Origin of the sequence: Edaphobacter sp. 12200R-103, from assembly GCF_010093025.1 — a bacterium.
Lineage (GTDB): Bacteria > Acidobacteriota > Terriglobia > Terriglobales > Acidobacteriaceae > Edaphobacter.
Genome location: NZ_CP048114.1, coordinates 4290634 through 4315059, shown reverse-complemented (window position 1 = coordinate 4315059; position 24426 = coordinate 4290634). Strand labels below are relative to the sequence as shown.

Here is a 24426-nt window from a genome sequence, read left to right as displayed (position 1 = left end):
AAGCCCACGCTCATTCCATTGCGCGGCCAGCCAAACGATGGTCCTACTGCTCCGGGTGCAGATGCATCTTCAAAAACTGCACGTAGATGTCCCAGTCCGATGGGACCATTCCATGGCCGCCATCGTGCATGTAGTAGCTCAGATCATGCAAAATTGGCTGCTTCGCCTCCGGCCAGGTCTCCGTATCCAATGGGTCCCTGCCCAGTAGTTTATAGACCGGGCCTGCAGCCACCGCTGCCAGAAATTCTCCCTTCGGGTCGGACCAGAAATCCTTGTTTCCCGTCTGTAGCAGCAATGGCCGCGGAGCGACCAGAGCGATCAACATGTTCGCGTCCATCGGGGCCTTGTCCGGGAATCCTGCCCATTTTCCATAGTTCTCCGCAAACTGGTACGGATACCGCGTGGGAGCCGTGAGATGCGCAATCGTCTCGCCGTAATCCCTGTGACTTAGGGCCGCACCGCCCTCGCCCGAGCAGCTCGCGATGACGGCGGCAAAGCGCTGGTCATGCGCTCCCGCCCACATCACCGTCTTGCCCAGGCGCGAGACGCCGTGAATCGCCACCCGCTTCGCATCCACACTCTTGTCGGTCTCGAAGTAGTCCTGAACGCGGCTCATCCCCCAGGCCCAGGCCGCGATCGTACCCCAGTCTTCCGGGCCGCGCTTTGTCTCACCTGCCTTCAGGTAGTACTTGCGGATGCCGTTATTGAAGCCTTCGGCAAAATCCGGATCGACATCGCCATAGTAGAACGTGGAGATGCCGATACCCGCATCCAATATGGCTTCAGCATTCAACTTCCCAAACGCCCTTGCTTTGTTCGCCGGAATCTTCGTATGCGTTTTCATATCCCACACCTCTCCTACGGGCAGGTCTGGATCGTCGATGGAGTTTGAAGGTGCACTGAAGCTGATGCAGAGCAACATGGGAACAGCCTTCTTCGCCGCCGCCGGCAGGTACTCCACCAGGTGAATGACGGGTGAGCCGGGTTCCGGAGAAAGATGGATATCAACGCGCTTTCGGATGGCTTTGCCCTTCAACGCCGGCGTTCCCCTCTCCAGCACCTCGAAGCGCTCTCCCTTGGGACGGCCCGGCGCAATGCCATACTGCTGCGTCTCAAAGAGAGAGACAATCTCTGGCCGACGCTTCTTCCACCAGGTCTTCGCATCCGTGACGGTCTTGCCGCCGTTCAACTTCAAGGCGTCCGGCAAAGTGTAGGCCCCCACCTTCGCCTCGTCATAGTTAACCGGGATCCCGGCGACGACACCCTGCGGATTCTGAGCCCTCACCGGCATGCTTCCGCCGATAAACACTGCCACGGCCATTACCATGCTCAGAGAAACTGCCAATCTTGCTCTCATGTACAAAACTCCCGTGCCACGCGCCCCAGGAGCGTGGATTTTGATTTCAGAACCGAATCGGATGCCGAAAATGCTCGCCCATAACAATAGGTCGACCAACATTGAATCGTCAAAAATTGGTCGCCCAATTTATAAACTTTATCCAGTATTGAGATACACCGACAGCAAGCTATCCCGTCTCTACACCAAGCCATGAATCGACGCCAGAGGGCTCCGGAGTTCAGTTCCGATAGCTGCAGGAGCCTGTTTTATAAAGCATTTGCGCTCAGACACTCTATCCCGCCGCATCGACTCGGCTGGGCAAGGTTCGAGGCTTGATGGCTCAAGGCATCCTCATCTTCGAGGAAATTCCGTATGGTGCGGACGCCATAAAATCGCACTTCGCCCCACCGGTCAGACCTCATTAGCGGATCGAAACGCACGGCTACCATCGTCCCGGCGCCGCAACCGATCATTATCTTCGAAGTACAGGTTCGCCCGTGCGTGGATCTGTCAAAGTCACATTTTCAAGCGACTGGATGAGCCACCCATTGGGCTGGAGCCTTAGCACGGCAAGAATCACGGTATCCACCGCATGCGGCCCCGCAGGATGAGCCGTTCCCACGATGAGACGGCTCCAGCAGTGAACCACCGCAACACTATCGCCGAGAGCGATTGCAGTGATGACTTCGTTCTCCATGAGGGAGTCGCTATAGATTGTCTTGTGGATGGGTGCATGCAGAGCTACGATCTCCGGGATGCCACGCACATAGTGACCGAATCGGTTCACGAACGTGGCATCCTCGCAGAACAGCGCAGCGAACGTCGTCATCTCATGACTGTTCCATGCTTTTTGAAACTCCTCTGCGATGTCCTCTGGCCGTCTCATCTGGACAATGTTAATCCACGATCGTGGCGACCCGGTTGCCCAGCCAACATTCAGCTTTGGTGTACTGAACAACCGAAGTGGACTTCTTAGAGATCAAATCACTGGGTTTCGTAACAGCTCCGTTACTCCACCTGCCCTTTACGGGGACGCCGGTTCGCCTGCAGGACTCTCTTGCGCATACGCAGCGACTTCGGTGTCACCTCGACCAGTTCGTCATCTGCAATGAACTCGATTGTCTGCTCCAGCGTCAACTGCTTGTAGGGCGTCAGACGCAGCGCGTCATCGGAGCCCGAAGCACGCATGTTCGTCAGCTTCTTCTCACGCACGCAGTTCACATCCAGGTCGTTGTCGCGCGAGTGTTCCCCTACGATCATGCCCTCGTAAACCTCAATGCCATCGGGAACAAACAGGACGCCGCGGTCTTCAAGGCCGGAGAGAGCGTAGGTCGTCGTCGTTCCCTGCCGGTCTGAGATCAGCGCGCCCGAGGGACGCTGCGGAATCTCGCCGGTGTAAGGAATGTACTCGCCGGCGATGGAGTTCATGATGATGGTGCCACGGGTTTCAGTCAGCATCTCGTTGCGCAGACCGATCAGACCGCGCGACGGTACATTGAATTCCATGCGGACGCGACCGGAGCCGTGGTTCGACATCTTGGTCATCTCGCCCTTGCGCGGCCCAAGCTTCTGGATGACCGTACCGGAAAACTCCTCGGGGACGTCGACCGACAGAATCTCGGATGGCTCCATCAGCTTGTCATCGATACGCTTGGTGACGATGGTCGGACGCGAGACCAGAAGCTCGAAGCCTTCGCGGCGCATGTTCTCGATCAGCACCGAGAGTTGCAATTCACCGCGGCCCATTACTTTGAAGCTGTCGGGCGAGCCGGTGTCCTCAACTTTGATCGAAACATTGACCAGAAGCTCACGTTCCAGCCGCTCCTTGATGTTGCGGCTTGTAACCAGCTTGCCTTCCTTGCCGGCAAACGGACCGTTATTGACCGAGAAGACCATCGCAATGGTCGGCTCATCAATCTTGATGCGCGGCAGCGGCTTGGGGTCTTCGATCGCGCAGAAGCTGTCGCCGATGGTGATGTTTTCGATACCGGCGATCGCGACGATGTCACCGACCTCGGTAGTATCGGTGTCGGTACGCTTCAGGCCGTCGTAGGTGAAGAGCTTCGTAATCTTGACCGGCGTCAACGAACCGTCAGCGCGCGAGACGTTGACCTCCTGCCCATTGCGGAGCGTGCCGTTGAAGACACGGCCGATCGCCAAACGGCCAAGGTAGTCCGAGTAGTCAAGATTGGTGACCAGCACCTGCAGGTCGCCTTCGGGCGAGCCAGGCGCGACCGGAATCGTGTCGAGGATCAGGTCGAAGAGAGGCATCAGGTCCGTGCCGGGCTTTGCCAGGTCCATCGTCGCCGTACCCTGCTTGCCGTTGGTATAGATGATCGGGAACTCGAGCACGCTCTCGTCGGCGTCAAGATCGATGAACAGGTCATAAACCTCGTTGACAACCTCCTGCGGACGAGCATCAGGACGGTCGATCTTGTTGATCACCAGGATGGGCGTCAGCTTGGCCTCGAGTGCCTTGCCCAGAACATAGCGGGTCTGCGGTAGCGGACCTTCCGAAGCGTCGACCAGTAGAACGACGCCATCGACCATCTTCAGCGCACGTTCCACCTCGCCGCCGAAGTCTGCGTGACCTGGCGTGTCGACAATATTAATCTTCGAGTCCTTATAGTGAATCGCCGTGTTCTTGGCCAGGATGGTGATGCCGCGCTCTTTTTCAAGGTCGTTCGAGTCCATGACTCTTTCCGCCACGGCTTCATTAGCCCGGAAGGTCCCTGACTGGCGGAGCATGGCGTCCACAAGCGTGGTCTTGCCGTGGTCGACGTGGGCGATGATGGCGATATTGCGAATCGGCTGCTGGCTCACTGCGTTAGATGTCCTGTCTTTTGCGCGCAGAAGGATGGGGAAATCTGGAAAAATGCACGCGCCTTCTAATTTTACCGCACCAGGTCGAAGTCCGAGGACTCAAGCCGGCCTATTGGGCGCGGACATCCGTAAAAACTCGCTTAAAACGCGCAATCTTTCGCGAGATAATGAGGACAGGAGCCGCACACCATGTCGAGCCCACAGATTGCAGACTGTACCCACCCGCTTCGGACCAGCGTAGCGGACTTTATCTCCGGACTACGCGAACTGGAGCGGGACCTGATTACCAAGGACAGGATTGCAGCCTACATGGCCGCGACCACCCTGCAGCCCGAAGCACTGCACGACTATACCTGGTGGCGCGACAGCTTCTACACCCGCAACCTGATCTACCGCGATGAGCTGTTCGAGGTGATGACGATCTGCTGGTCTCCAGGCCAGAAAACAGCGGTCCACACGCATAACGGGCAGCTCGGGTGGATGACCGTCTCGCAGGGCGAGGTCCTGACACATGAGTATCACCACACCCGGTGCAACGCTCCCGAGAACCAGAACGTAGTCAACATCGACTGCCTGGGCGGAGCTACGGAGATTCAGCTTGACAAGATCCGAACCGTAAGCTGCGCCGAGGGTACCGGGATGGTGACGGTCGATAAGCTCCAGACCATCCACCAGATCGAGAACGCCGGAACAACAGGCTGCATCAGCCTCCATGTCTACTCGAAGCCCTTCGACTCCTGCATCGCCTTCGATCTTGAGCATCAGCGCTGCTACCGCCGGGAATTAAGCTACTTCAGCCGAAATGGCAACCGTCTGGAGCGGTGAATCCATCTGGAAACTACTCTTGGCGACGTAGCAGTTAAGTAAGCCCGTCATCCTGAGCTGCCGTAGACGCCAAAAGCGAATACAGAACGCTCAGACGGACGAGTCAAAATTCATTGAGCAGGGCGACTCATTTTCTCCGGCACTCACCTTCTTTGAAGAAGGGCAGGCAACCCCGGAGGCACAGCAATGAAAAGGCAAAGGCAAGAAACTTGTATTTATTTGTAAGGACAGTGGCGACAGCCTGAGTTACAGCAGTAGCCACGTTTGCGAAGGTATTGCGCCGTAAAGACCAGGTAAGGCCCCTCGTAATAGAAGTCTTCCGGCTCCAGCTCATCATTCTCCTCTGGAGAGGGTGGGACATTTTCGTGACTGTCAGGCTTCGGCATGGCTGAAGAGTGAGTTCTCCCTGGAAAGAGGCGCTACGATCGATGGAGAATCCTCCCCCTTGACCTCTTCGGTCGAGTCAGACTCATCGTAGATCTTTCCGTTACGATAAAACACCTGTCTTCCTGGAATAGATGGGATGCGATCTCCGGGTAGAATCACTCCCGCCAGGTTCATCGGGTCCGCGCCGGCAACCGTAATGACAGCATCGCATTCCTTCGTTCGTGACGAGCGCAGCGAGTCGGCAGCCTCGGGAAGAGCGAACTGTTCGCCGCCAAATCCGGTGACAAAGCGGCCTCCGCGGATCTCACCGCGAGCCTCCAGACGACGCAGAATCCCCACCAGATCACGCCATTTGGGGGCATTCGATTCGCGCAGCAGGAGATCGCGAAAGAGCACACCGTAACGATGGAGCAGCATGCGCGCGTAGGAATCGAGCGCCTCTTCAGTACGCCGGGCCTGCTCGACCGGTGAAGGAGCAGCGTGAACTACCTCATTGAGCAGCGACCACCTGCCTGCAGTAGAGCGCACGATACGGCGCGCAGAAGAGGTTGCAACTACCGATTTGCGGCGGGGATCCATCATGGCGCGAAGCTGGTCGAAGCCATCCGCCGAGGCCAGGCCAGCGGTGGCCAGTTCCCAGAGTGCGAGTTGCGTAGCTTGGCGCGACAACCCGAGGATACGGCTGATGTCATTTGCAAAACAGGCTCCACGCTCCTGAAGCAGGCTGTGCACCTGAAGAGCTTCAGGTGTCAATGAGCAGCTGAGGCGCGACTCTTCAATGCGCTCTCGGCCAAGGGCGTGCGGAAGCCACTCTGCCGTCTCGCGGATGTAGAAGGTGATTGGAGCTGCGTTTGTCGGGACAACGCGCCGCGGTCCTCCGCCATCGGCATTGGACCATGCGGGATGCGGCGAGATCCGCCCCCACCCGACAAGTCCGGACAGGCAGAGCGAATCGAGCCAACGGCTATCATAGTTCGCCACACGTGAAGACAGCAGCGTACGCTCCCACTCAATTGCAGGCGCTTCAAATCCCTCAAGCTGGTGCAGCGCCTCAAGCACGCCCTCTTCGCCGATGAGCTGCGTCTGCGGCGCAAGATGCTGCCACCCCAGTAGCCAGCGCATGTAAACCGCAGGCGAGACCGGCTCGATCTGTTTGCGCAGGCTGTGCAGTGTCCTTCGATGGATGCGATGCAGGATACGACGCTCGCACCACTCGATCTCAAGATCTTCTGCGGATCTACGGCCTTCAAAGACGCCACGCATCAACAGCCCCTGCATCTCCATTGCAAGGAACGCCTGAAAGACCTCACCAGCTTTGAGACCGAGCCGTTCTGCAAACGCATTGGCTGTCGTAGGACCGAGCAACTGCACCCAGCCCTGGACACACTGCCGGAGCACCTTCTCCTTCAGGGCAGCATCGTTCCCATCACCCCAGAGAGCCGCCGCATCGTTATCGCGTTCGGTGGAGACCCAGCAGGATATGCCACTGCACTCGATCATCCGTGCGCGACCTGCCTGCAGAAGCCGGTCATAGAAGAGAGGCCAGTCCTTCGCCTCCTTCCTGCCCGCGAAAAAGTCCAGCGGCAACGCCACCAGCGAGTGCAGCAGATCGTGCAGCTCATGATGATCGCGCAGGTCAGGCCAACATTCGCGACGAATCTCGTCGATCGCTTCCTGGTCAAGCCGTCCGGCCTCTTCCATCACGCTCGCGGGCAAGGTTCGCGAGAGCGAGACTGCACGGGCACGGCGCTCTTCAAGTCCCGCCTCATCAAGAAATGCATACGGGTTGGCGTTTAGCAGCTCATGGGCAAACTGTGACGGCACCGGGGTATCCACCGCGAGGCAGCGGATGCTGCCCTCTTTAATGCCGCGAAGCACTTCGATCAATCCTTCCAGATCCATGGCTTCGCTCAGAACATCTTTCATCACCTCATCGACGAGCGGGTGATCGGGAATCTGGATGTCGCCTTCGATGTTCTCGAAACAGGCAGCGGCCTGCGGGAAGACGCTGGCGAGCAGATCTTCGGAGCGCGTGCGCTGAATCTGCGGAGCGATGCGCTTCCCTTTGGAATAACGCAGGAGCTGCAGGCTGCGGTTAGCCGCCCAACGCCATCGCGTCTTGAAGATGGGCGAGGCCAGTGATGCCTGCTCCAGCAGTTCCTTGGCCGTATGCTCTGTCAGGAACTGGAAGACGTCGGCAAGAGGAAAGCTGTGCTGCTCCGCCAGAGCAATATTGATTCCGTTATCGGTAGCGGCGGCCTGCAGCTCAAAGTTGAAGCCGCGGCAAAACCGCTTTCTCAGCGCAAGTCCCCAGGCCTTATTGATGCGCCCACCAAAAGGGGCATGCAGAATGAGCTGCATTCCTCCGCCCTCATCGAAGAAGCGCTCCGCCACGATGGTTGTCTTCGAAGGTACGGCTCCCAGAGCGGTCCGACCCATGACGATGTACTGGATCATCTGGTGAGCGCCACCGGCGCAGACTCCGCAATTTTCCATCAGCCACGTCGTAGCTGCCGCAACCTCAGGATCCGATGGCGAGATGTGGCTCGCAACCACGTTCGGCGTAATCGCGGAGATCTGCTCCCGCAACTCGCCTACTCCCGTCGAAAGCACGGCGGTGCGCTGCGGAGCCTCACCCTCCCAGAACGGAAGACTCGGTGGCGCGCCATGAGCGTCCTCCACCAGCACACGGCCTGCAGCCTCGATGCGCTGAATACGCCAGCTTGCATTGCCCAACAGAACTACATCGCCCGGAGAGGAATCGACCGCAAAGTGCTCGTCGAGCGTGGCGATCTGTACTCCGTCGGGTTGCAGCACGACGGAGTACAGATTCGTCTCCGGAATCGCACCGCCGTTGGAGATCGCAATCATGCGCGCTCCACGTCGCGGATGAAGCTGACGATGGATTCCATCACGCGACAGGTACGCTCCATAACGTCCGCGGCTCGATTCGATGCCCGAGGTAAGCAGGGCAACAATCTCATCGAAGCGTAAGCGCGTCAGGTTGCGATAGGGCCACGCCCTCGTGAGCATCGAATAGAGCGCATCCTCTTCCCACGGCTCCGCACCGCAGGCCGCTACGATCTGCTGCATCAAAACGTCGATCGGCTCCGGAGGAACCTCCAGATGGTCCAGCGAGCCCGTCCGCATGGAGCGGACGAGTGCCGCCTGCTCCATCAGGTCATCACGAGTCGTGGCAAAGAAACGGCCCTTGGGAATGGCTCCGCGCCAGTGACCGGCTCGCCCTACGCGCTGCATCGCCACGCTGACAGCGCGCGTCGTCGCAATCTGGCACACCAGATCGACATCGCCAATATCGATACCCAACTCAAGCGAAGCCGTTGCAACCAGGATCTTGATCTGACCGCTCTTCAGTCGCTGCTCCGCATCCAGGCGAAGTGTGCGCGACAGCGAACCGTGATGCGCCGCAACATTCTCTGACCCAATGCGCTCTGCCAGTGCAAACGCAATCTTTTCTACCAGCCGTCGCGTATTTACGAAGACCAGCGTCGAGCGATGCGTCTGGGTATACGCAGCGAGCTTGTCGAAGATCTCCTCCCACATCTTCGTTGTCAGCACAGCGCTCAGTTCATCGGAAGGGACCTCGATGGCCAGATCGAGATGTCGACGCTGGCCGACCTGCACGATGGTCGCTGGCGGACGACTCGGATGAACCCCGGTCAGGAAGTCCGCCACCAGCTCAATCGGATTCTGCGTCGCCGACAGACCGATGCGCTGCGGTGAAGTCGTCATGCCTGTAAGGAAGGCTCCTGGGGAAAGTCGATTCTCTCCGCAGACGAGCGCATCCAACCGCTCCAACGATAGCGCAAGATGCGCGCCGCGCTTGTCATCGGCGACTGCATGAATCTCATCCACGATGACAGTGCGGACGCCGCGCAGATGCTCGCGGGACTTCCCAGCCGTCAACAGAATATAGAGCGATTCCGGAGTAGTGACCAGGATGTGCGGAGGATTTCGCAGCATCGCCGCGCGCTCCTTCGGCAGCGTATCTCCTGTCCGCACGCCGGTGCGAATCTCGGTCGAAAGATAACCCCGCTCAAGCGCCAGTTGCTGAATCTCTCGCAAGGGCTGGTCGAGATTCTTCTGAACGTCATTCGAAAGCGCCTTGAGCGGACTGACGTAGACGACTTGTGTAGCAGGAGCGAGCGTACCCGCAATCGCATCCCGCAGCAGCTTGTCGATACACACCAAAAACGCCGCGAGCGTCTTTCCGCTTCCCGTGGGAGCGGAGATCAGCGTGGCATTGCCTGCAAGGATGCTGGGCCAGCCGTCCTGCTGGGGCTCCGTCGGAGAACCGAAGCGGCGAAGGAACCACTCGGCAGTAACCGGATGCGCCCAGGCCAGGGACGTCGGAATCTCGAGCGCTTCGGCTGCGGCAGGCATGCGCTATTTTAGCGCGGATCTGTTCGATCTTTGTTCGCCAACGACTTAGCCGGGTCTGACCTGCAAAAGACCCGGCCGCGGCGCAAAGCTACATGTTCCCAACGCCGACATCCGCAATTTCGGCGGCGCGATTGTCCTCATCCAGGTAGTCCCTGATCACCTTATCCAGCGTGCCTTGCGCTGAGAGGATAAAGTCGATCGCATCACGACCGGCGCCCTGTCCGCCGCGGTTTGGGGTGACATAGTGAGCTACATCTTTGACCTGTTGGCGGGCGTTGGCTGTTGCTATTGCCAGTCCGCATTGCTCCATCACCGGCAGATCAATAATGTCGTCGCCGACATAGCAGAGTTCCTCGAGCGAGTACCCAGTCTTCTCCAGGATCTCGCGAGCGGCCTGCATCTTGTGGGCCTGCCCCTGGTAGACGAATTCCAGTTTAAGATCGCGTGCTCGAATGGCCACCGTCTGCGAGTTGCGCTTGGTGATGATGCCGATACGCAGGCCCCCCAGGCGCCCTAATGTAATTCCCAGGCCATCATGGGCGGCGAAACCCTTGGATTCGATTCCCTTGCCGTCGGGCCCGGGGATGACGAAGATCTGGCCATCGGTCAGGACTCCATCCACGTCGAAGATGAGGACTTTGATTTTCCTAGCGCGTTCTTCAGCAGTCATCCTTCGATGATAGCCTGCGGAACTTTACAGATCGTCATCTCGCACGCGCAGCAGTTCAGCGCCATCGTCCTTGCACCCACACCCAACCATGCCGCGTCTGCCGCCAACGCCCCGGATACCAGCGATACCCTGCATGGGGAGGACGTACATATGCTCCAGGAACCCAAACGTATCGGCCGCCATACCAGCGATAATGACCCCCTCGCCAGACCCACGTAGGATGAGCAGCGGGAACAGCAGGAATCGCCTCAGGAGGAGGGGATGGAGGCCCCATACGGGGATGCGGAGGTTGTGCACCGAGGATCGCCGCGCCGCCCAGCACAAGGGAGCAAACGGTAGTTGATTTGAAGATGCGCGTCATTCCGTCTCCTGCCGGATTAGACCCGGCCGACGAGGATTGGACGCAAAATGTCCGTTTATCGAAACGAGAATGCCTCTAATCGCCGCGATTCTTCGACCGAAACCGGTGAGAACAGTCGAAGCACTTCCAGGGGTAATAGCCCAGCCTCGCCCAGAATATCTTTTCAGGCAGAGACTTACGATGCGAGCGCACCGTGTGATAGTTGCTGCATTGGGGACACATTACCGCAGAATATGGAAGCGAGAAATGAGACCGGGCAGGGGAACTCTCAGGAGGCCCTGACACAAGCTGGGAAGACACAATACAAACCTCGGCAGAAGAAATAACTACAAAAACTACAAGTAAACTTTTGAGCAGCATTAGCGGAACGCCAAAGCTGTCATGAATCATTGTCACAAATTATTGCCGTTCGAGTTCGGCAACACAAGCGATATTTGTGTCGCAGTATCTCGCAATTAGCAGAGCCATCTCCATGAATCCTAGCTTTCACCGGAGTACGAAACCTGTCACGTAAAATGAATTTGTCAACGGATTAACTATTCAGGACTTCATTCATGTCGAATATTTTGGAACACCTTCCCACCGGCCAGAAGGTCGGGATCGCATTCTCCGGCGGGCTTGACACCAGCGCCGCCCTCCACTGGATGAAACTGAAAGGCGCGCTTCCCTATGCTTATACAGCCAATCTCGGCCAGCCAGACGAGTCGGACTACGAGCAGATTCCCCGCAAAGCCCTGGAGTACGGAGCAAAAAAAGCCCGCCTGATCGACTGCCGCACCCAGCTGGTTCGCGAGGGCCTTGCAGCGCTCCAGAGCGGAGCCTTTCACATCTCGACCGCCGGCGTAACCTACTTCAACACCACGCCGATTGGACGCGCCGTCACCGGCACCATGCTGGTAACGGCCATGAAGGAAGACGACGTCAGCATCTGGGGCGACGGCAGCACTTTCAAAGGAAATGACATCGAACGTTTTTATCGCTACGGTCTTCTCGTCAATCCTGACCTGAAGGTCTACAAGCCCTGGCTCGATGAAACTTTCATTAATGAGCTTGGCGGACGCGCCGAAATGTCGGAGTTCATGCAGAAGTCCGGGTTCGAATACAAAATGTCTGCCGAGAAGGCCTATTCGACCGACTCCAACATCCTTGGCGCGACCCACGAAGCGAAAGACCTAGAGCACCTGAACAGCAGCATGAAGATCGTCGTCCCCATCATGGGCGTTGCGTTCTGGCTCGATGATGTCGACGTCAAACGCGAAGAGGTCACGGTCCGCTTCGAAGAGGGCTGGCCGGTCGCCCTGAACGGCAAAGAGTTCACCGATATCGTCGAGCTGATGCTGGAGGCCAATCGCATCGGTGGACGGCATGGGCTCGGAATGAGCGACCAGATCGAGAACCGGATTATCGAGGCGAAGAGCCGCGGAATCTACGAGTCGCCAGGCCTGGCACTGCTTTATATCGCTTATGAGCGACTGATCACCGGCATCCACAACGAAGACACCATCGAGCAGTACCGGGAAAATGGCCGCAAGCTCGGGCGCCTGCTGTATCAGGGCCGATGGTTCGATCCCCAGGCGATCATGCTGCGGGAAAGCGCCCAGCGCTGGGTAGCAAAGCCAATAACCGGCGAGGTCACGCTGGAGTTGCGACGTGGCAATGACTACACCATCCTGAACACCGTTTCGCCGAACCTGACCTTCCAGCCGGAGCGACTGACGATGGAAAAGGGCGAATCGACCTTCTCGCCGCGCGACCGCATCGGTCAGCTCACTATGCGGAATCTTGACATTACAGATACGCGCGCGAAGCTACTGACCTACTCCAAAGCCGGCTTGCTGAAACCGGGAACCGGGTCGAGCCTTCCGCAACTGAAGGACGGGGAAGAATAAACTTTCTCGCAAAGGTACTGACGCATGCCCTCATTCGCCCCTTCGAATGAGGGCATCTTCCTCTATGGCCACCTTCGCTGAAAAATAAATCCCGCGGCAAAAAAGAAACCCCGCTTGGAGGGCGGGGGCTAAGATAGCTCGGTACAAAGGCAAAGGTACCGATTCCCCACGACTGAGGAAATCACACAAAGGATGTAGAAGTCCTGGTTTACCGGGATCGGGAGATTCGCCAGGGCCGCAGTCACGACATTTCCACGAAGAGGTTTTCTGTGAATAGACGGGATTTTTTTACAGCGGGCATCGCGGCAACTCTACCAATTAGCACTCGACTTCAGGGGCTCGCTGCGGAGATAACACAGGGGCTCAAAATAACCGGCATGGAGACTGAAGTCCTGAGAATGCCTCCAGGAAAGTACTACCTCGATGCGATCCACCGCTTTGGCGCGGAGAGTGGCGGAGTCGTTTTGCGGCTTACGACAAATGCCAACATCACAGGGTGGGGCTATATCTCGTTTGGATTTGAAACCGGCGGACCCAAAATAGTCGAAGACATTCTGCAAGGAATGTTGAAGCAGGCATTGATTGGACAGGATCCGACCCTGTCTAAAAAGCTACGTAAAGAGATGTGGCACGCCACCGAGTACAGCGGGACGTCCGGCCTGGTTACCTGCGCCATGGCCGCAGTCGACATGGCTCTTTGGGACATCGTTGGGAAACATGCAAAGATGCCGGTGTACCGTCTGCTGGGCGGATATCAGACCAGCCTTCCTACCTACAACATGTGTGGCTGGTACTACGACAATGATGACGATCTGTTGCAGTACAAGAAACAGATTGAAGGTGCCCTGGATGAGGGCTTTCACGCGGTCAAGATTAAGGTAGGCCGCTACTCCCTGGAAGATGACATCCGACGGATCAAAGCGGCGCAGGAACTGCTTGGGAAAGATCGCCGGCTAATGGTCGACGCCAATCAGAAGTTCAACTTTACCGATGCCCTTACACGCGGACGTGTCTATCAGCAGATGAACTGCTTCTGGTACGAAGAGCCGATGATGCCACAGGCGATGCGTGAGTTCGGTGAGCTGGCGCATGAGCTCGATATTCGCGTGGCTACGGGAGAAAATCTCTACGGCAAGTATGAGTTTCTCGAGCTGCTGCGGGTGGGAGGAGCCGATGTCGTTCAACCGGATAATCGGCGCGCCGGCGGAGTCAACGAATGGATGGAGATTGGAGCGATCGCGGACGCCTTCAATGTCGAGCTTGCCAGTCATGGAGGCGCGCCAACCAATATGCACATGCTTCTGGCAATGCCGAACGCGATCTACATGGAGTCGGGGAGTCTGAAAAATGACACCTCGCACGTTGAAACACTGCGTCTTGTGAATGGAGAGATTCCTGCTCCGGAAGAACCCGGCATGGGGAACGAGCTGAGGCGGGATTTTATCGACAAATATAAAGTGAGAGGCTGACAGAAGTACTGACTTGGCTCGATGTTCACGTTGCCTGGAGAACCTTTTTGATGAAACGCACCATCTTTATGACGATTGCGATAGCGATAGCCGCCTTCGGTTTCGTGCGATATATCTCAGGTCAGGCTAACTCCGTTGCAGATGTCACTCTTCCGCCAGACTATCGCGAATGGAAACTGATCTCCGTCGCCCATGAAGGGGGCAATCTCCACGATCTGCGTGCCATCCTCGGCAACGACGCAGCTTATAGGGCTGCCCGGGATAAGACTCTTCCCTTCCCGAATGGCTCGATCATCGCCCGTGTGGCATGGAAATATACTCCTTCCGAAGAAAACAACAAGGTCTTTGGGCGCGAACAGTCCTTTGTCCCTGGATCATCGACCAACGTCCAGTTGATGATCAAGGATTCTAATAAATATGCCTCGACGGGAGGCTGGAGATTTGTCCAGTTCAACGATGGAAAGCGTGCCGAGGAGGAAGTCCACAAGACGTGCTTCTCCTGCCATGAACCGGTCAAAGCCCGCGACTTCGTCTTCACACGCTACGCGCCATAAAAGCCGCACGAGTGAGCCCCAGATTGATCTCTTACGAAAGAGACCACCTATCTGTCAGAACTTTACGTCGGTGACCTTTCCGCTCTCGAAGACGACCTGCATACCTTTGTAGGTCCACATGGACTTCGTTCCGAAGTTCACCTTCTTCAGCGGGTCGCCGAGTGCCTTGGTAACCTCGTCGGGAGTCATGCCGGGGTGGATCGTGGCATCGGCGGTATCGGCGGAAGAACCTGCAGACGGAGCCGACGCAGCGCTCTGCACGGGCGGAGCCGGAGGCTCAGCATTTCCGCCAGAGGTACGGCGCGCCATCAGGCGAGGGTAGTTTTGCTTGGCCCAGCGTTCGATCTGTCCGGCGATGTTGTCGGCGGCGAAGCGCCAGCTCATCTCACTCTGGGCATCGAGCGCCTGGGTGAAGTCGCCGGCCATCAGGGTAGCGTGAAGATTACGGACGGTCTTGTCGTTGGTGGTGGTCGTCCTGGTGCTTGATCGTCCGTCATCACTCCTGTTCGTGTTAGTGGTGTAGCCGTCCACCTCCTTATGCGAGTCGCGGGAGTCGATGCGCACGACGATGTCGGCCTCCGATGCGGAGTTGACGACGCGCAGGGTCTTCTTGTTGGCGAGCGATTTCTGCAGGTCGAGCGCGGAGTCGTTCGCGCCCGCGGCGCTGAAGCCGTTGTTATCGCCCGTCACAAAGACGTTGACCAGCTGCTGGGCAAAGACGGACGGTACCGCGAAAAGAGCAAGGCTGAGAACTGCCAGGAAAAAGCGGCGCATAATCGTTTCTCCGTACCGCAAGATGAAAACAGGGGAACGGAGTTAGCTTAGTCTGCGCAGGAAAGAGCGGCAAGTGGACCGCTCCGGGCTTTTTCTTCAGCCGCGGCTCTTGAGCCAGTTGACGTAGCTGGAGTACAGCTCCACGGACTGCGGGTTTCCTGCCATCGCAGCGGAGCCGGGCTTGTTCATCAGGCCCATGCATTGATAAACGAGGATGTTTTCCACGAACGGGGAGACAGCTGCCAGCTGACGTTGAACGCGGTCGAAGCTGGCGGGAACCAGGGCGCTGTCGTAGTCGGAACCTTCGAACTCGAAGATCTCGACGTCGGCCCAGATCTTTGCCTTCTTTGAGCGGTCGTGCGCCCTCTTCAGGCCTTCGAAGAAGGCTCCTGTCTCGGTCGTCTTCGATTTGCGGACGCCGACCTCATCCTGGTAGGCGACGATATCTACGTCCATCGCGTCGAGCTGGCGGACGTACTCGTCGTCCGGTTTTGCGAGACGGGTGCCGTAGGGGGCGATCAGGATGGGGGCGATAGGCTTGAGCTGCCGGGCCTCGTGGCTGAGGGTGTTCACGTAGGTCATGAACTCCGGCTTGTAGTGCGGGTTGATCTCGGCCTCGTCGGGCCAGTACCAGCCGTAGAAGCTGGGATGATGACCGTAGCGCGTTGCGAGCTCTCCGAGAGATTGAAGGCGCTTTTTGGAGGCTACGGGGTCGGTGATGACGTTGCTCTTCTGCCAGCTGCCGTAGAAGCCGGCGCCGACGAAGAACTTGACCTTGTATTTGTCGGCCGCGGTGAGGACTGCTTCGAGTGGGTCGGGGCAGGCGAGCTTCCACTTGGGATAGATCGTGGTGTCGTAGAAGGAGCGGAAGTAGACGGCCGTCGCCATGAGGACGAGGTACTCGATTCCGATCTCGGCGAATTCTTTCACCTTCGCGTCCCACTGTTCGGCGGTGAACTGGACGAGGGCGGGGTTCCAGTCGACGCCTTCGACGGTGGCGTGGTGCTGGAACTCAAACCAGCTTCCCTTGATCGGCTTGACGGCGTCCGATTGAGGCGCGTTCTTCAGAAACGGGTGGACGGCATGAGAGGCGGTTCCCATGCAAAGAGCGGCGATGAATTCCCTGCGGTTCGGTTCGTTGGTCATGCACGTCTTCTGTGGTTCAGGCGGGGGGCGATTGTAGCGATCGAATTGCGCCTACCTCTCCCCTTTTTGCGCAAAGTCTTCCAGAAATTAGACTTAGGTCCGGACTTCGGTCGGTGAACGCCTATGACCGCTGCCTGATACTTCTGCACCTCTTTAATTGTAGAGAGTCAGGAGGGATTAATCGGCGGCGGATTTCCTGTCTGTATGCAATGAGTTACGTGGTCGTGGGGCTTGACAGGGATTGCTAGCTGACCGAGAGAGGAGGGCCGAGGTACTTCATGCCGTAGGCGGCCATCCGGTCCTTGAGATCGTAGGTTCGTCCTCCGGCGCGGTCCTGGCTGTCGAAGAACTCTTCCATGCGGCCTGCCGGAGCGTAGGTGATGAGGAACCGTCCGGAGGATTCCCCGACGAAGGCGAAGGCGTGGGGCACGTTGCGAGGACCGAGGACGGAGTCGCCGGCCTTGAGGTGATGAAGCTGGTCGCCCACCTTGACGATGTATTCGCCTTCGAGGACGTAGAACCACTCGTCTTCGACGGTGTGGAGGTGGAGGGGTGGACCGCCTTTTTTTGTGTGGTGATGTTCCATGGCGAAGAAGTCGCCGCGACAGTCTTTGGACGAGACTTTGAAGGTGGTGGTTCCGTTGGGCAGGGGCCTCTTTATGCCGTAACGATCCTCACCGGCCGGGATGGGAGAGAGGTCGGGGGCAGCAGGGACTGCGGCCTGTAGAGTGGTGGCGAAGAGGCTGGGGGGAAGTGCGGCAGCGAGGAGTTGGAGAAACGTGCGGCGTTTGAGTGCGGGCATCGATCACTCCTGAAAGGAATGGGAGTGAGTATAGAGCCGAAGCGTCTTTTAGTCCGGGAATATTCGTGAGGGTGCGAGCTTCCGCTCGAATGACCCACCTTAGCCGCGTCGCGACGAAGATGGGGCACCCGGCATGTATGATTTGTCCCGATGAAGAGGGAGCAGCTGACGCGGAGGGCAGATGCAGCTTGAAGGAAAAGTAGCGATTGTTACCGGTGCAGCCTCAGGAATCGGTTACGCCGTCGTCCGCCGGTTTGCGACGGAGGGTGCGAGGGTGGTGATCGCCGATCTGGATCAAAAGCGGTCGGAGGATGCGGCTGGGGAGATCCGCGAAGCGACAGGCGGAGAGGTGATTGGGCTTGCGATGGATGTGACGGATGAGGAGTCCGTCGAGAGCGGAGTCGCTAGAGTGCTTCGCGAGTTTGGGGCGGTCCACATTCTTTACAGCAATGCGGGGGTGCAACATATTGCTCCGGTCCACGAACTTGCGTTCAGCGAGTGGAAGAAGATGCTGGCAGTGCATCTGGACGGCGCCTTTCTGACGACGCGGGCCTGTCTGCGCCATATGTACACCTCCGGGGAGGGCGGCTCGATTCTCTACATGGGATCGTTTCACTCGAAGGTGGCTTCGGTGCTTAAGGCTCCCTACGTGACGGCGAAGCATGGAATTGTGGGGCTGTGCCGCGCGGTGGCCAAGGAGGGCGCACCCTATGGCGTGCGAGCCAATGTGATCTGTCCGGGATATGTGCGGACTCCGCTGGTCGAGAAGCAGATTCCGGAGCAGGCGAAGGTTCTGAACATAAGCGAGAAGGACGTGGTGGAGAAGGTGATGCTTCGCGACACCGTGGACAAGGAATTCACAACGACCGACGAGATTGCAGATACCGCGGTGTTTCTCGCCGGCCAGAAGACCCTTGCCCTGACGGGACAGAGCATTCTTGTGAGTCACGGGCTGGTGATGGAGTAGTGGCTGCTCCCGGAGGGGTTCGAGCTTCGCTCGAATGACCCACCTTAGTCGCTTCGCGACGAAGATGGGGCACCCGGCATTAGTGTGTCAAGATTATCTGACTGCCACCCGCCAGAGAGCACCCCCCTACAATCAAGTATTTGCCGCTACAACTTTTTCCAACTCGTCCCCGATGCATTGCAATTCTTCGAACGTAAGCTGATACTCCTCAGCAATCGGAGCGTCGCTGTGATTTGCCATCACAAACACGCGATCACATGCCTTCTTGAGTAATGTCACAACAGGTGAAGATGGATCGATACCGTTAGCGGACCTCCATCTAGTTATTGAGGAACCGGAAAGCGAAAAAAGAGGTTCCTTTTGAGGCTTTCGATTGACAATCTTAACTAATCTTCGCTGGGCTTCCACCCGATTGATGAATTCGCTCATGTTCTCTCGCACTCTCCACAATAGATGTCATCCACGAATCAATTCGATCAAACTCGTCCATGACTGCTTCAGCTTCTTGATCATCGACGGGTGCGCCCGCTCCCCTTGTGCACAGAATACGCGCTCGTTCAAGAACGGCATATGACGTCGAACTTAGCGGAAGAGATAAAGGATCTGTTAGGGACAAGGCTGCATGACGCGAAAACATTGGCGCGTTCAGTACACCCAATGAATAACAGGTAGAGATATTTCTAAGACTCAAAAAAACCGCTGACAGATCAAATATGCTGCTCTCTCGGCCCGTTTCTAATGAATTCCGAGCAGAGTTAAATACATCTTTAAACTTGATACAGTCAGCCACATATTTCCGATATCGCATTGGCTGCCCAAGTTCCTCAAGAAAATCTGTTCCATCCTCCGCAAATAAAAGTCTAGATTCCAGAAAAAGGTGCCAAGCGAAAGGACTACCTTCTTCCCACATCTTTCGCATCTTCTTATATGAATAAATCGAATAACTACGTTCAGAAAATCGAGAATCATGCCCATCTACCAATGCGAGCAGATCAATATCGGAGTCCGGGGTAACCTCTCCTCGACAAACCGACCCAAAGGCATAAATGTGCATAATACTATCGCCGCCCATATCGCTTAATGATTAATGAAGTGAGCGCACCAAACATGATCAGCCGAACCGACAAGATTAGTGTCAATGCGGAATGAGAAAAGTTTGGGGGCACACGTGTGCCCAAGAAAGTTTGCGGTGCCTCAACCAAAGCTCGCCAATAGCTGCGGACGAGTCCTGGATCTCGGAACTTGAATGTATCGACTAATGCGAGGATAACTAGAAATATGAGGATCGATCGAACCAGCTTGAGTATACTCTCGCCATTTCCCCATAAGACATCGAGGATGTTGAAACTGAGCCAACTGAAGAAAAATTGTAACCGCGTCAATCCGCGATATTTTGCACGAAAATAACGCTCCTGAGATCTCCAGGCTTTATAAAGATGGGTTTTCGTTGCGTCTAGCTCTACACCCATCGCCTTATTAGCTGATCTAGCCTCGCCCAACTGCTGATAATTTATCCGTAGTGTCCTAGCGAATTTGGCTCTTATATTTTCTCCGGCGGGACAGTTCACATCTAGGACGTCATCGGCGATTAGGGTTTTCTCAAAAGTAGCATAGTCAAATTTACAGTCCAAAAAAGTGGCGCCATTGAAATTGGTTGCCAAAAATCGACATCCTGTAAAATCGCAGGACTCAAAAATACATTTTCGAAAATAGCAGGAATCGAAAATAGTGTACTTGAAACTCACATTCTGAAACTTCTTATCTTTGGCCGCGACGCGCAGGAAGAATTTGTAATCGAAATTCTCTTCCATCGAATCGGAATCGAACCATTTATCTTCGCATCTCTTTCGATCACTATCTCTTAACATGGCCCCTAAGATCAGCTCGAGAGTATTCCTGCATCAACCATACGCTTGAAGTGTTTCGCTGCATCGCGACACGCCTGCCGTGATCTGCTTTTGGATCGAGGTCGAGGTATGGTCTTCCCGCTTTTCAAGCCCATACACCATATATCTGCCGAATCCGCGCCAAATTCAGATTCGACAATAATCGTCAAAAGCTCCATGTACGCGTCTAGCTCGTGATCTTTCCAATCAGAAGGATAAAGATAGACGAAGCGCTTTCTCCGTCGTCGATCTCGTACGATCATATGTGGCAATCCCTTGAGAATAACCCCATTGAAAAACGTACCCTCAACTTGAGGAACCTTCAACAGGCTCTCTTCGAAGGAAGATACCTGCGGCAGGAAAATTTTCTCGTAGCATTCAAAACACTTTTGATTATCTCTAATCGGATTCTGAGTGCGCGTATGAACAACATGCGATGCTCGCTGAGACATTTCAGCATAGATCCCGTCTCGATCTATGCTTTCCGCAGCAGTCAGCTTTACGATCGCTTCACGAACCGGCTGATAGTAGAGATATACGACCCTTTGTTTTTCCTCTAGGTCGGAGATCAACTTTTCCCACTTAGTCGCCGGCGCATTGACTAGTCTGCTAAAGGGATAAATGTGGATGCGAGGTGCCTGGACTGTTAAGGTTGCAATTCTTTGCTGAACTTTCAGCACTTCAGACCTATCGAACACTGTAAAGGCACCCCGTTTGATTTACTTAGAACAGCTTGCCGCAGTTTCCACTATCGTCCTCTTCTTTTTAGCTGCAGCCGCTGGTGCTTCCGCATTCCATGCAGCGGTAGCAGGAGCCGTTGCGGGTCATGATGGCTCCGCAGGTGGCGCAGCTTGGGGCGTCGCCCATGTCGTACATGCTCTTCATGGCGTCGGCGGCGTGGTAGATTCCGCGGTCTTCCATGGTGAGGTTTCCGGACTCGGCGGTGTAGGTCGGGTCGGGGGCGATTCCCTGTTTGGGTGGGGTGGTGGTGTAGGTGTCCTCGAGCAGCCCGGGCGCTTCGGACGAGATACGGGGATTCTTCGCTCCGCTCAGAATGACGGCGTCAGAGGTTGAAGCGTTGAGTGAGGGGATGACGTAGCTGCCGGGGCCCTGGACGGTGCCTTCGACGGGGACGGCGTTCGGGTTGGACGCCTGCGGGGCGAGTCCGGCGAAGAGGGAGAGCTGCTGGCCGGAGAGGAAGCGGATCTGCATCCAGCGGAAGAGGTAGTCCATGATGGACTTGGCGTAGCCGATCTGCTCGTTGCCGGTCCAGCCGGAGGGCTCGAAGCGGGTGTGGGCGAACTTCTCGCAGAGGACGCGCAGGGGAACGCCGTGCTGGAGGGCGAGCGAGATGGCGGTGGCGAAGGAGTCCATGAGTCCGGAGACGGTGGAGCCTTCCTTGGCCATGCGGATGAAAATCTCGCCGGGCTGGCCGTTGGGGTAGAGCCCGACGGTGATGTAGCCCTCGTGTCCGGAGAGGCCGAACTTGTGGGTTACGCTGGCGCGCTCGGCGGGCAGGCGGTGACGGACGGCGCGGGGGGGTGCCTGGGCGTCGATGGAGTCGGCGTTCTTGCTGGCGGCCTCGGTGATGGCCTTGATCTGCTGCTCGAGGGCGGTGATCTGCTGCTGCTGGGCCTGGAGCCGGGCTTCGGCGGCGGCCAGAACCGCAGTGGTCTCTGCCGTGGCGGCGACAGTTTTGTCGGAGACGGCGTCCTTCTCCTTCTGGGCTTTGCCGTCGGAGGCGGAGACGTTGAGCGGCTGGGAGCCCTTGGAGTTGTCGCGGTAGATGGCGACGGCCTTGAGGCCCTGACGCCAGCTTTCGATGTAGGCCTCGGCGATGTCTTCGACGGTGGCGTCCTGCGGGAGGTTGACGGTCTTCGAGATGGCTCCCGAGAGGAAGGGCTGGGTGGCGGCCATCATCTTGATGTGGCCCATGTAGTGGATGGAGCGGGTTCCCTTGGATGCCTTGAAGGAGCAGTCGAAGACGGCGAGGTGCTCGGGCTTGACGTGAGGCGCGCCCTCGATGGTTCCGGTGGCGTCGATGTAGCTGACGATGGCGTCGACCTCAGCGTTGTTGTAGCCGAGCTTGAAGAGCGCGGAGGGGACCGTGTTGTTGACGATCTTGATCATGCCGCCGCCGACGAGCTTCTTGTACTTGACGAGGGCGAGGTCGGGCTCGATGCCGGTGGTGTCGCAGTCCATCATGAAGCCGATGGTCCCTGTGGGGGCGAGGACGGTGACCTGCGAGTTGCGATAGCCGTGCTTTTCGCCGTGGGCGAGGGCTCCGGTCCAGGAGTCCTTGCTGGCGGCGATCAACTCGTCGAGCTGCGGGGCCACGAAGGGTTCGGCGGAGGACTTCGACTTGCCGATGTTGTTGACCTCGGCGCGGTGCATGCGGATGACGTCGAGGAAGGGCTCGCGGTTGATGTAGAAGCCGGGGCAGGCTCCGTTGGAGCCGTCGAAGTTGGCGTCGGTGTTGCGGTCAGCCTGCTGGGTGAGCGGGGTGGCGGCTCCGAGCGGAGGGCAGGCTTCTGCGATGCGGGAGGACTGCCAGTAGGCGTCGCCGCAGAGGATGCTGGTGACGGTGGCGGCGAAGTCGCGTCCGGCGTCGGAGTCGTAGGGCAGGCCGAAGGCCATCAGGAGAGCGCCGAGGTTGGCGTAGCCGAGGCCGAGGGGGCGGTAGTCGTGCGAGTTCTTCGCGATGTTCTCGGTGGGGTAACCGGCAGCATCGACGATGATCTCCATCGCGGTGGTGACGATGGCGATGGCATGGCGATAGGCGGCGACGTCGAACTGGCCTCCCGGAGTGAGGAACTTCAGGAGATTGAAGGAGGCAAGGTTGCAGGCCGAGTCGTCGAGGAACATGTACTCGGAGCAGGGATTGGACGCGTTGATGCGGCCGGTGTTCTTGCTGGTGTGCCAGCGATTGATGGTGGTGTCGTACTGCATGCCGGGGTCGCCGCAGAGCCAGGTGGCCTCGGCGATCTTGTTCATGATGTCGCGGGCGCGGTACTCCTTGACCGGGGTGCGGGCCTTGACGGTACGGGTGGCGAAGGTGGAGTCAGCTTCGACCGCGGCCATGAACTCGTCGTTGACGCGGACGGAGTTGTTGGCGTTCTGGAAGAAGATGGAGCTGTAGGCCTCGGAGTCGGGGCCGGAGCCATCGTAGCCAGCGGCGACGAGCGAGTGGGCCTTGGCCTCTTCCTTCTGCTTGCACTCGATGAAGTCGATGATGTCGGGATGGTCGACGTTGAGGATGACCATCTTGGCCGCGCGGCGGGTCTTGCCGCCGGACTTGATGACGCCGGCGAAGGCGTCGAAGCCGCGCATGAAGGAGAGCGGGCCGCTGGCGGTGCCGCCACCCGAGAGGGTCTCCATGGACCCGCGGATGTTCGAGAGGTTGGAGCCGGTTCCCGATCCCCACTTGAAGAGCATGCCCTCGGTCTTGGCAAGGGTGAGGATGGAGTCGAGCGAGTCCTGTACGGAGTTGATGAAGCAGGCGGAGCACTGGGGCTTGCGATAGCCGGTGACGGAGAACTCGACGGCGCAGGTGTGCGGGTTCCAGTGCCAGTTCTGCGCGTCGGAGTTGGGCTCGAGCCGGTCGCAGCCGACGTTGAACCAGACGGGCGAGTTGAAGGCGACCTTCTGGTTGATGAGCAGATGGCTCAGCTCGGCGAAGAAGACCTCGGCGTCGTCAGTGGAGGCGAAATAGCCACTCTCCATGCCCCAGTCGCGGATGGATTCGGCGACGCGGGTGATCAGGGCGCGGACACCGGTCTCGCGCTCGGGGGTTCCGAGCTGGCCGTGGAGATACTTGGACGCGACGATGTTGGTCGCGGTCATCGACCAGTCGGTGGGAACCTCGACGTCTTTCTGCTCGAAGATAGTGCGGCCCTTGAAGTCCTGAATGACGGCATCACGCAGCTCCCAGGTGACCTCGTCGAAGGGCGAGACGCCCTGCTTCGTGAAGTGGCGCGAGAAGGTGAGGCCGGGGGCGCGTTTGGCGGAGGCAGCTGCGGTCTGTGCTGCGACCTGTTCAGAGGCGGGAGCCGTGGTGGTCTTTTTGGATGCGGTTGCCATTGGGAATTTGCTCCTTCTCGCTTTAAATTCGATGCCCGGAGCAGATTAGC

Annotated in this window: 19 protein-coding genes; 5 read left to right on the top strand and 14 right to left on the bottom strand. The window is 57.6% G+C overall.

All coding sequences use genetic code 11. From position 1 onward, the window contains the following. Positions 1 to 43 precede the first annotated feature (43 nt). The 3 genes from GWR55_RS17950 to typA all read right to left on the bottom strand — a co-directional run bounded on the left by GWR55_RS17950 (position 44) and on the right by typA (position 4162). Entirely contained in the window at positions 44 to 1345 is a 1302-nt protein-coding gene (locus GWR55_RS17950) for an acetylxylan esterase (protein WP_238398511.1), read from the bottom strand. 466 nt (positions 1346 to 1811) lie between these two features. Beyond that, positions 1812 to 2225: an SgcJ/EcaC family oxidoreductase gene (locus tag GWR55_RS17945; protein WP_162403476.1), complete on the bottom strand. Its 414-nt coding sequence runs from the start codon at positions 2223 to 2225 to the stop codon at positions 1812 to 1814. 122 nt (positions 2226 to 2347) lie between these two features. After that, positions 2348 to 4162 carry a translational GTPase TypA gene (gene typA / locus GWR55_RS17940; protein ID WP_162403475.1) on the bottom strand — a complete coding sequence of 605 codons (1815 nt, stop codon included), beginning with the start codon at positions 4160 to 4162 and terminating at the stop codon, positions 2348 to 2350. A 189-nt stretch (positions 4163 to 4351) separates the two neighbouring features. Between typA and GWR55_RS17935 the strand changes: the two genes are divergently transcribed. Further along, complete coding sequence (locus GWR55_RS17935) at positions 4352 to 4987, top strand: cysteine dioxygenase family protein (RefSeq protein WP_162403474.1); 636 nt, start codon at positions 4352 to 4354, stop codon at positions 4985 to 4987. Between the two features lie 215 nt (positions 4988 to 5202). Here GWR55_RS17935 and GWR55_RS17930 read toward each other — a convergent pair whose 3' ends face one another. The 4 genes from GWR55_RS17930 to GWR55_RS19645 form a co-directional block, all read right to left on the bottom strand. Further along, a complete protein-coding gene (locus GWR55_RS17930; RefSeq protein WP_162403473.1) occupies positions 5203 to 5373 on the bottom strand; it encodes a DUF5522 domain-containing protein in 171 nt (56 codons plus the stop codon). Further along, positions 5360 to 9778, bottom strand: coding sequence for a DEAD/DEAH box helicase (locus GWR55_RS17925; RefSeq protein ID WP_162403472.1), 4419 nt, complete (start codon positions 9776 to 9778; stop codon positions 5360 to 5362). Before GWR55_RS17925 ends, GWR55_RS17930 begins: the two co-directional genes overlap by 14 nt. Before the next feature lie 88 nt (positions 9779 to 9866). Further along, complete coding sequence (locus GWR55_RS17920) at positions 9867 to 10448, bottom strand: HAD family hydrolase (RefSeq protein ID WP_162403471.1); 582 nt, start codon at positions 10446 to 10448, stop codon at positions 9867 to 9869. Between the two features lie 55 nt (positions 10449 to 10503). Further along, positions 10504 to 10722: a hypothetical protein gene (locus GWR55_RS19645; RefSeq protein WP_370521440.1), complete on the bottom strand. Its 219-nt coding sequence runs from the start codon at positions 10720 to 10722 to the stop codon at positions 10504 to 10506. 641 nt (positions 10723 to 11363) lie between these two features. On the opposite strand from GWR55_RS19645, the gene argG reads away from it, so the two are divergent. The 3 genes from argG (at position 11364) to GWR55_RS17900 (ending at position 14721) form a co-directional block, all read left to right on the top strand. Next, complete coding sequence (gene argG, locus GWR55_RS17910; RefSeq protein ID WP_162403469.1) at positions 11364 to 12698, top strand: argininosuccinate synthase; 1335 nt, start codon at positions 11364 to 11366, stop codon at positions 12696 to 12698. A 377-nt stretch (positions 12699 to 13075) separates the two neighbouring features. Then, positions 13076 to 14167 (top strand): mandelate racemase/muconate lactonizing enzyme family protein, encoded by a 1092-nt coding sequence (locus GWR55_RS17905; protein WP_162403468.1) that lies wholly within the window; start codon positions 13076 to 13078, stop codon positions 14165 to 14167. A gap of 50 nt (positions 14168 to 14217) precedes the next feature. Continuing rightward, positions 14218 to 14721, top strand: a complete 504-nt coding sequence (locus GWR55_RS17900; RefSeq protein WP_162403467.1) for a cytochrome P460 family protein — start codon at positions 14218 to 14220, stop codon at positions 14719 to 14721. Between the two features lie 54 nt (positions 14722 to 14775). Here the strand turns inward: GWR55_RS17900 and GWR55_RS17895 are convergent, their stop codons facing one another. From GWR55_RS17895 to GWR55_RS17885, 3 genes are all read right to left on the bottom strand, one after another. After that, positions 14776 to 15495 carry a hypothetical protein gene (locus GWR55_RS17895; RefSeq protein ID WP_162403466.1) on the bottom strand — a complete coding sequence of 240 codons (720 nt, stop codon included), beginning with the start codon at positions 15493 to 15495 and terminating at the stop codon, positions 14776 to 14778. 96 nt (positions 15496 to 15591) lie between these two features. Further along, on the bottom strand, positions 15592 to 16641 hold the full coding sequence (locus GWR55_RS17890; RefSeq protein ID WP_202925541.1) for a DUF4434 domain-containing protein: 1050 nt from the start codon (positions 16639 to 16641) through the stop codon (positions 15592 to 15594). Between the two features lie 244 nt (positions 16642 to 16885). Continuing rightward, positions 16886 to 17443, bottom strand: a complete 558-nt coding sequence (locus GWR55_RS17885; protein WP_162403465.1) for a cupin domain-containing protein — start codon at positions 17441 to 17443, stop codon at positions 16886 to 16888. A gap of 181 nt (positions 17444 to 17624) precedes the next feature. Between GWR55_RS17885 and GWR55_RS17880 the strand changes: the two genes are divergently transcribed. Beyond that, complete coding sequence (locus GWR55_RS17880; RefSeq protein WP_162403464.1) at positions 17625 to 18410, top strand: 3-hydroxybutyrate dehydrogenase; 786 nt, start codon at positions 17625 to 17627, stop codon at positions 18408 to 18410. 382 nt (positions 18411 to 18792) lie between these two features. Here GWR55_RS17880 and GWR55_RS17875 read toward each other — a convergent pair whose 3' ends face one another. From GWR55_RS17875 to GWR55_RS17860, 4 genes are all read right to left on the bottom strand, one after another. Beyond that, a complete protein-coding gene (locus GWR55_RS17875) occupies positions 18793 to 19482 on the bottom strand; it encodes a nucleotidyltransferase domain-containing protein (protein WP_202925540.1) in 690 nt (229 codons plus the stop codon). Further along, positions 19469 to 20221 (bottom strand): pentapeptide repeat-containing protein, encoded by a 753-nt coding sequence (locus GWR55_RS17870; protein ID WP_202925539.1) that lies wholly within the window; start codon positions 20219 to 20221, stop codon positions 19469 to 19471. The genes GWR55_RS17875 and GWR55_RS17870 overlap by 14 nt, the downstream gene beginning before the upstream one ends. Positions 20222 to 20289: 68 nt before the next feature. Next, the gene (locus GWR55_RS17865) at positions 20290 to 20976 is read right to left on the bottom strand and encodes a hypothetical protein (RefSeq protein WP_162403462.1); all 687 of its coding nucleotides are present in this window, start codon (positions 20974 to 20976) and stop codon (positions 20290 to 20292) included. Positions 20977 to 21061: 85 nt separating this feature from the next. Further along, a complete protein-coding gene (locus GWR55_RS17860; RefSeq protein ID WP_162403461.1) occupies positions 21062 to 24376 on the bottom strand; it encodes a vitamin B12-dependent ribonucleotide reductase in 3315 nt (1104 codons plus the stop codon). Positions 24377 to 24426: the final 50 nt, after the last annotated feature.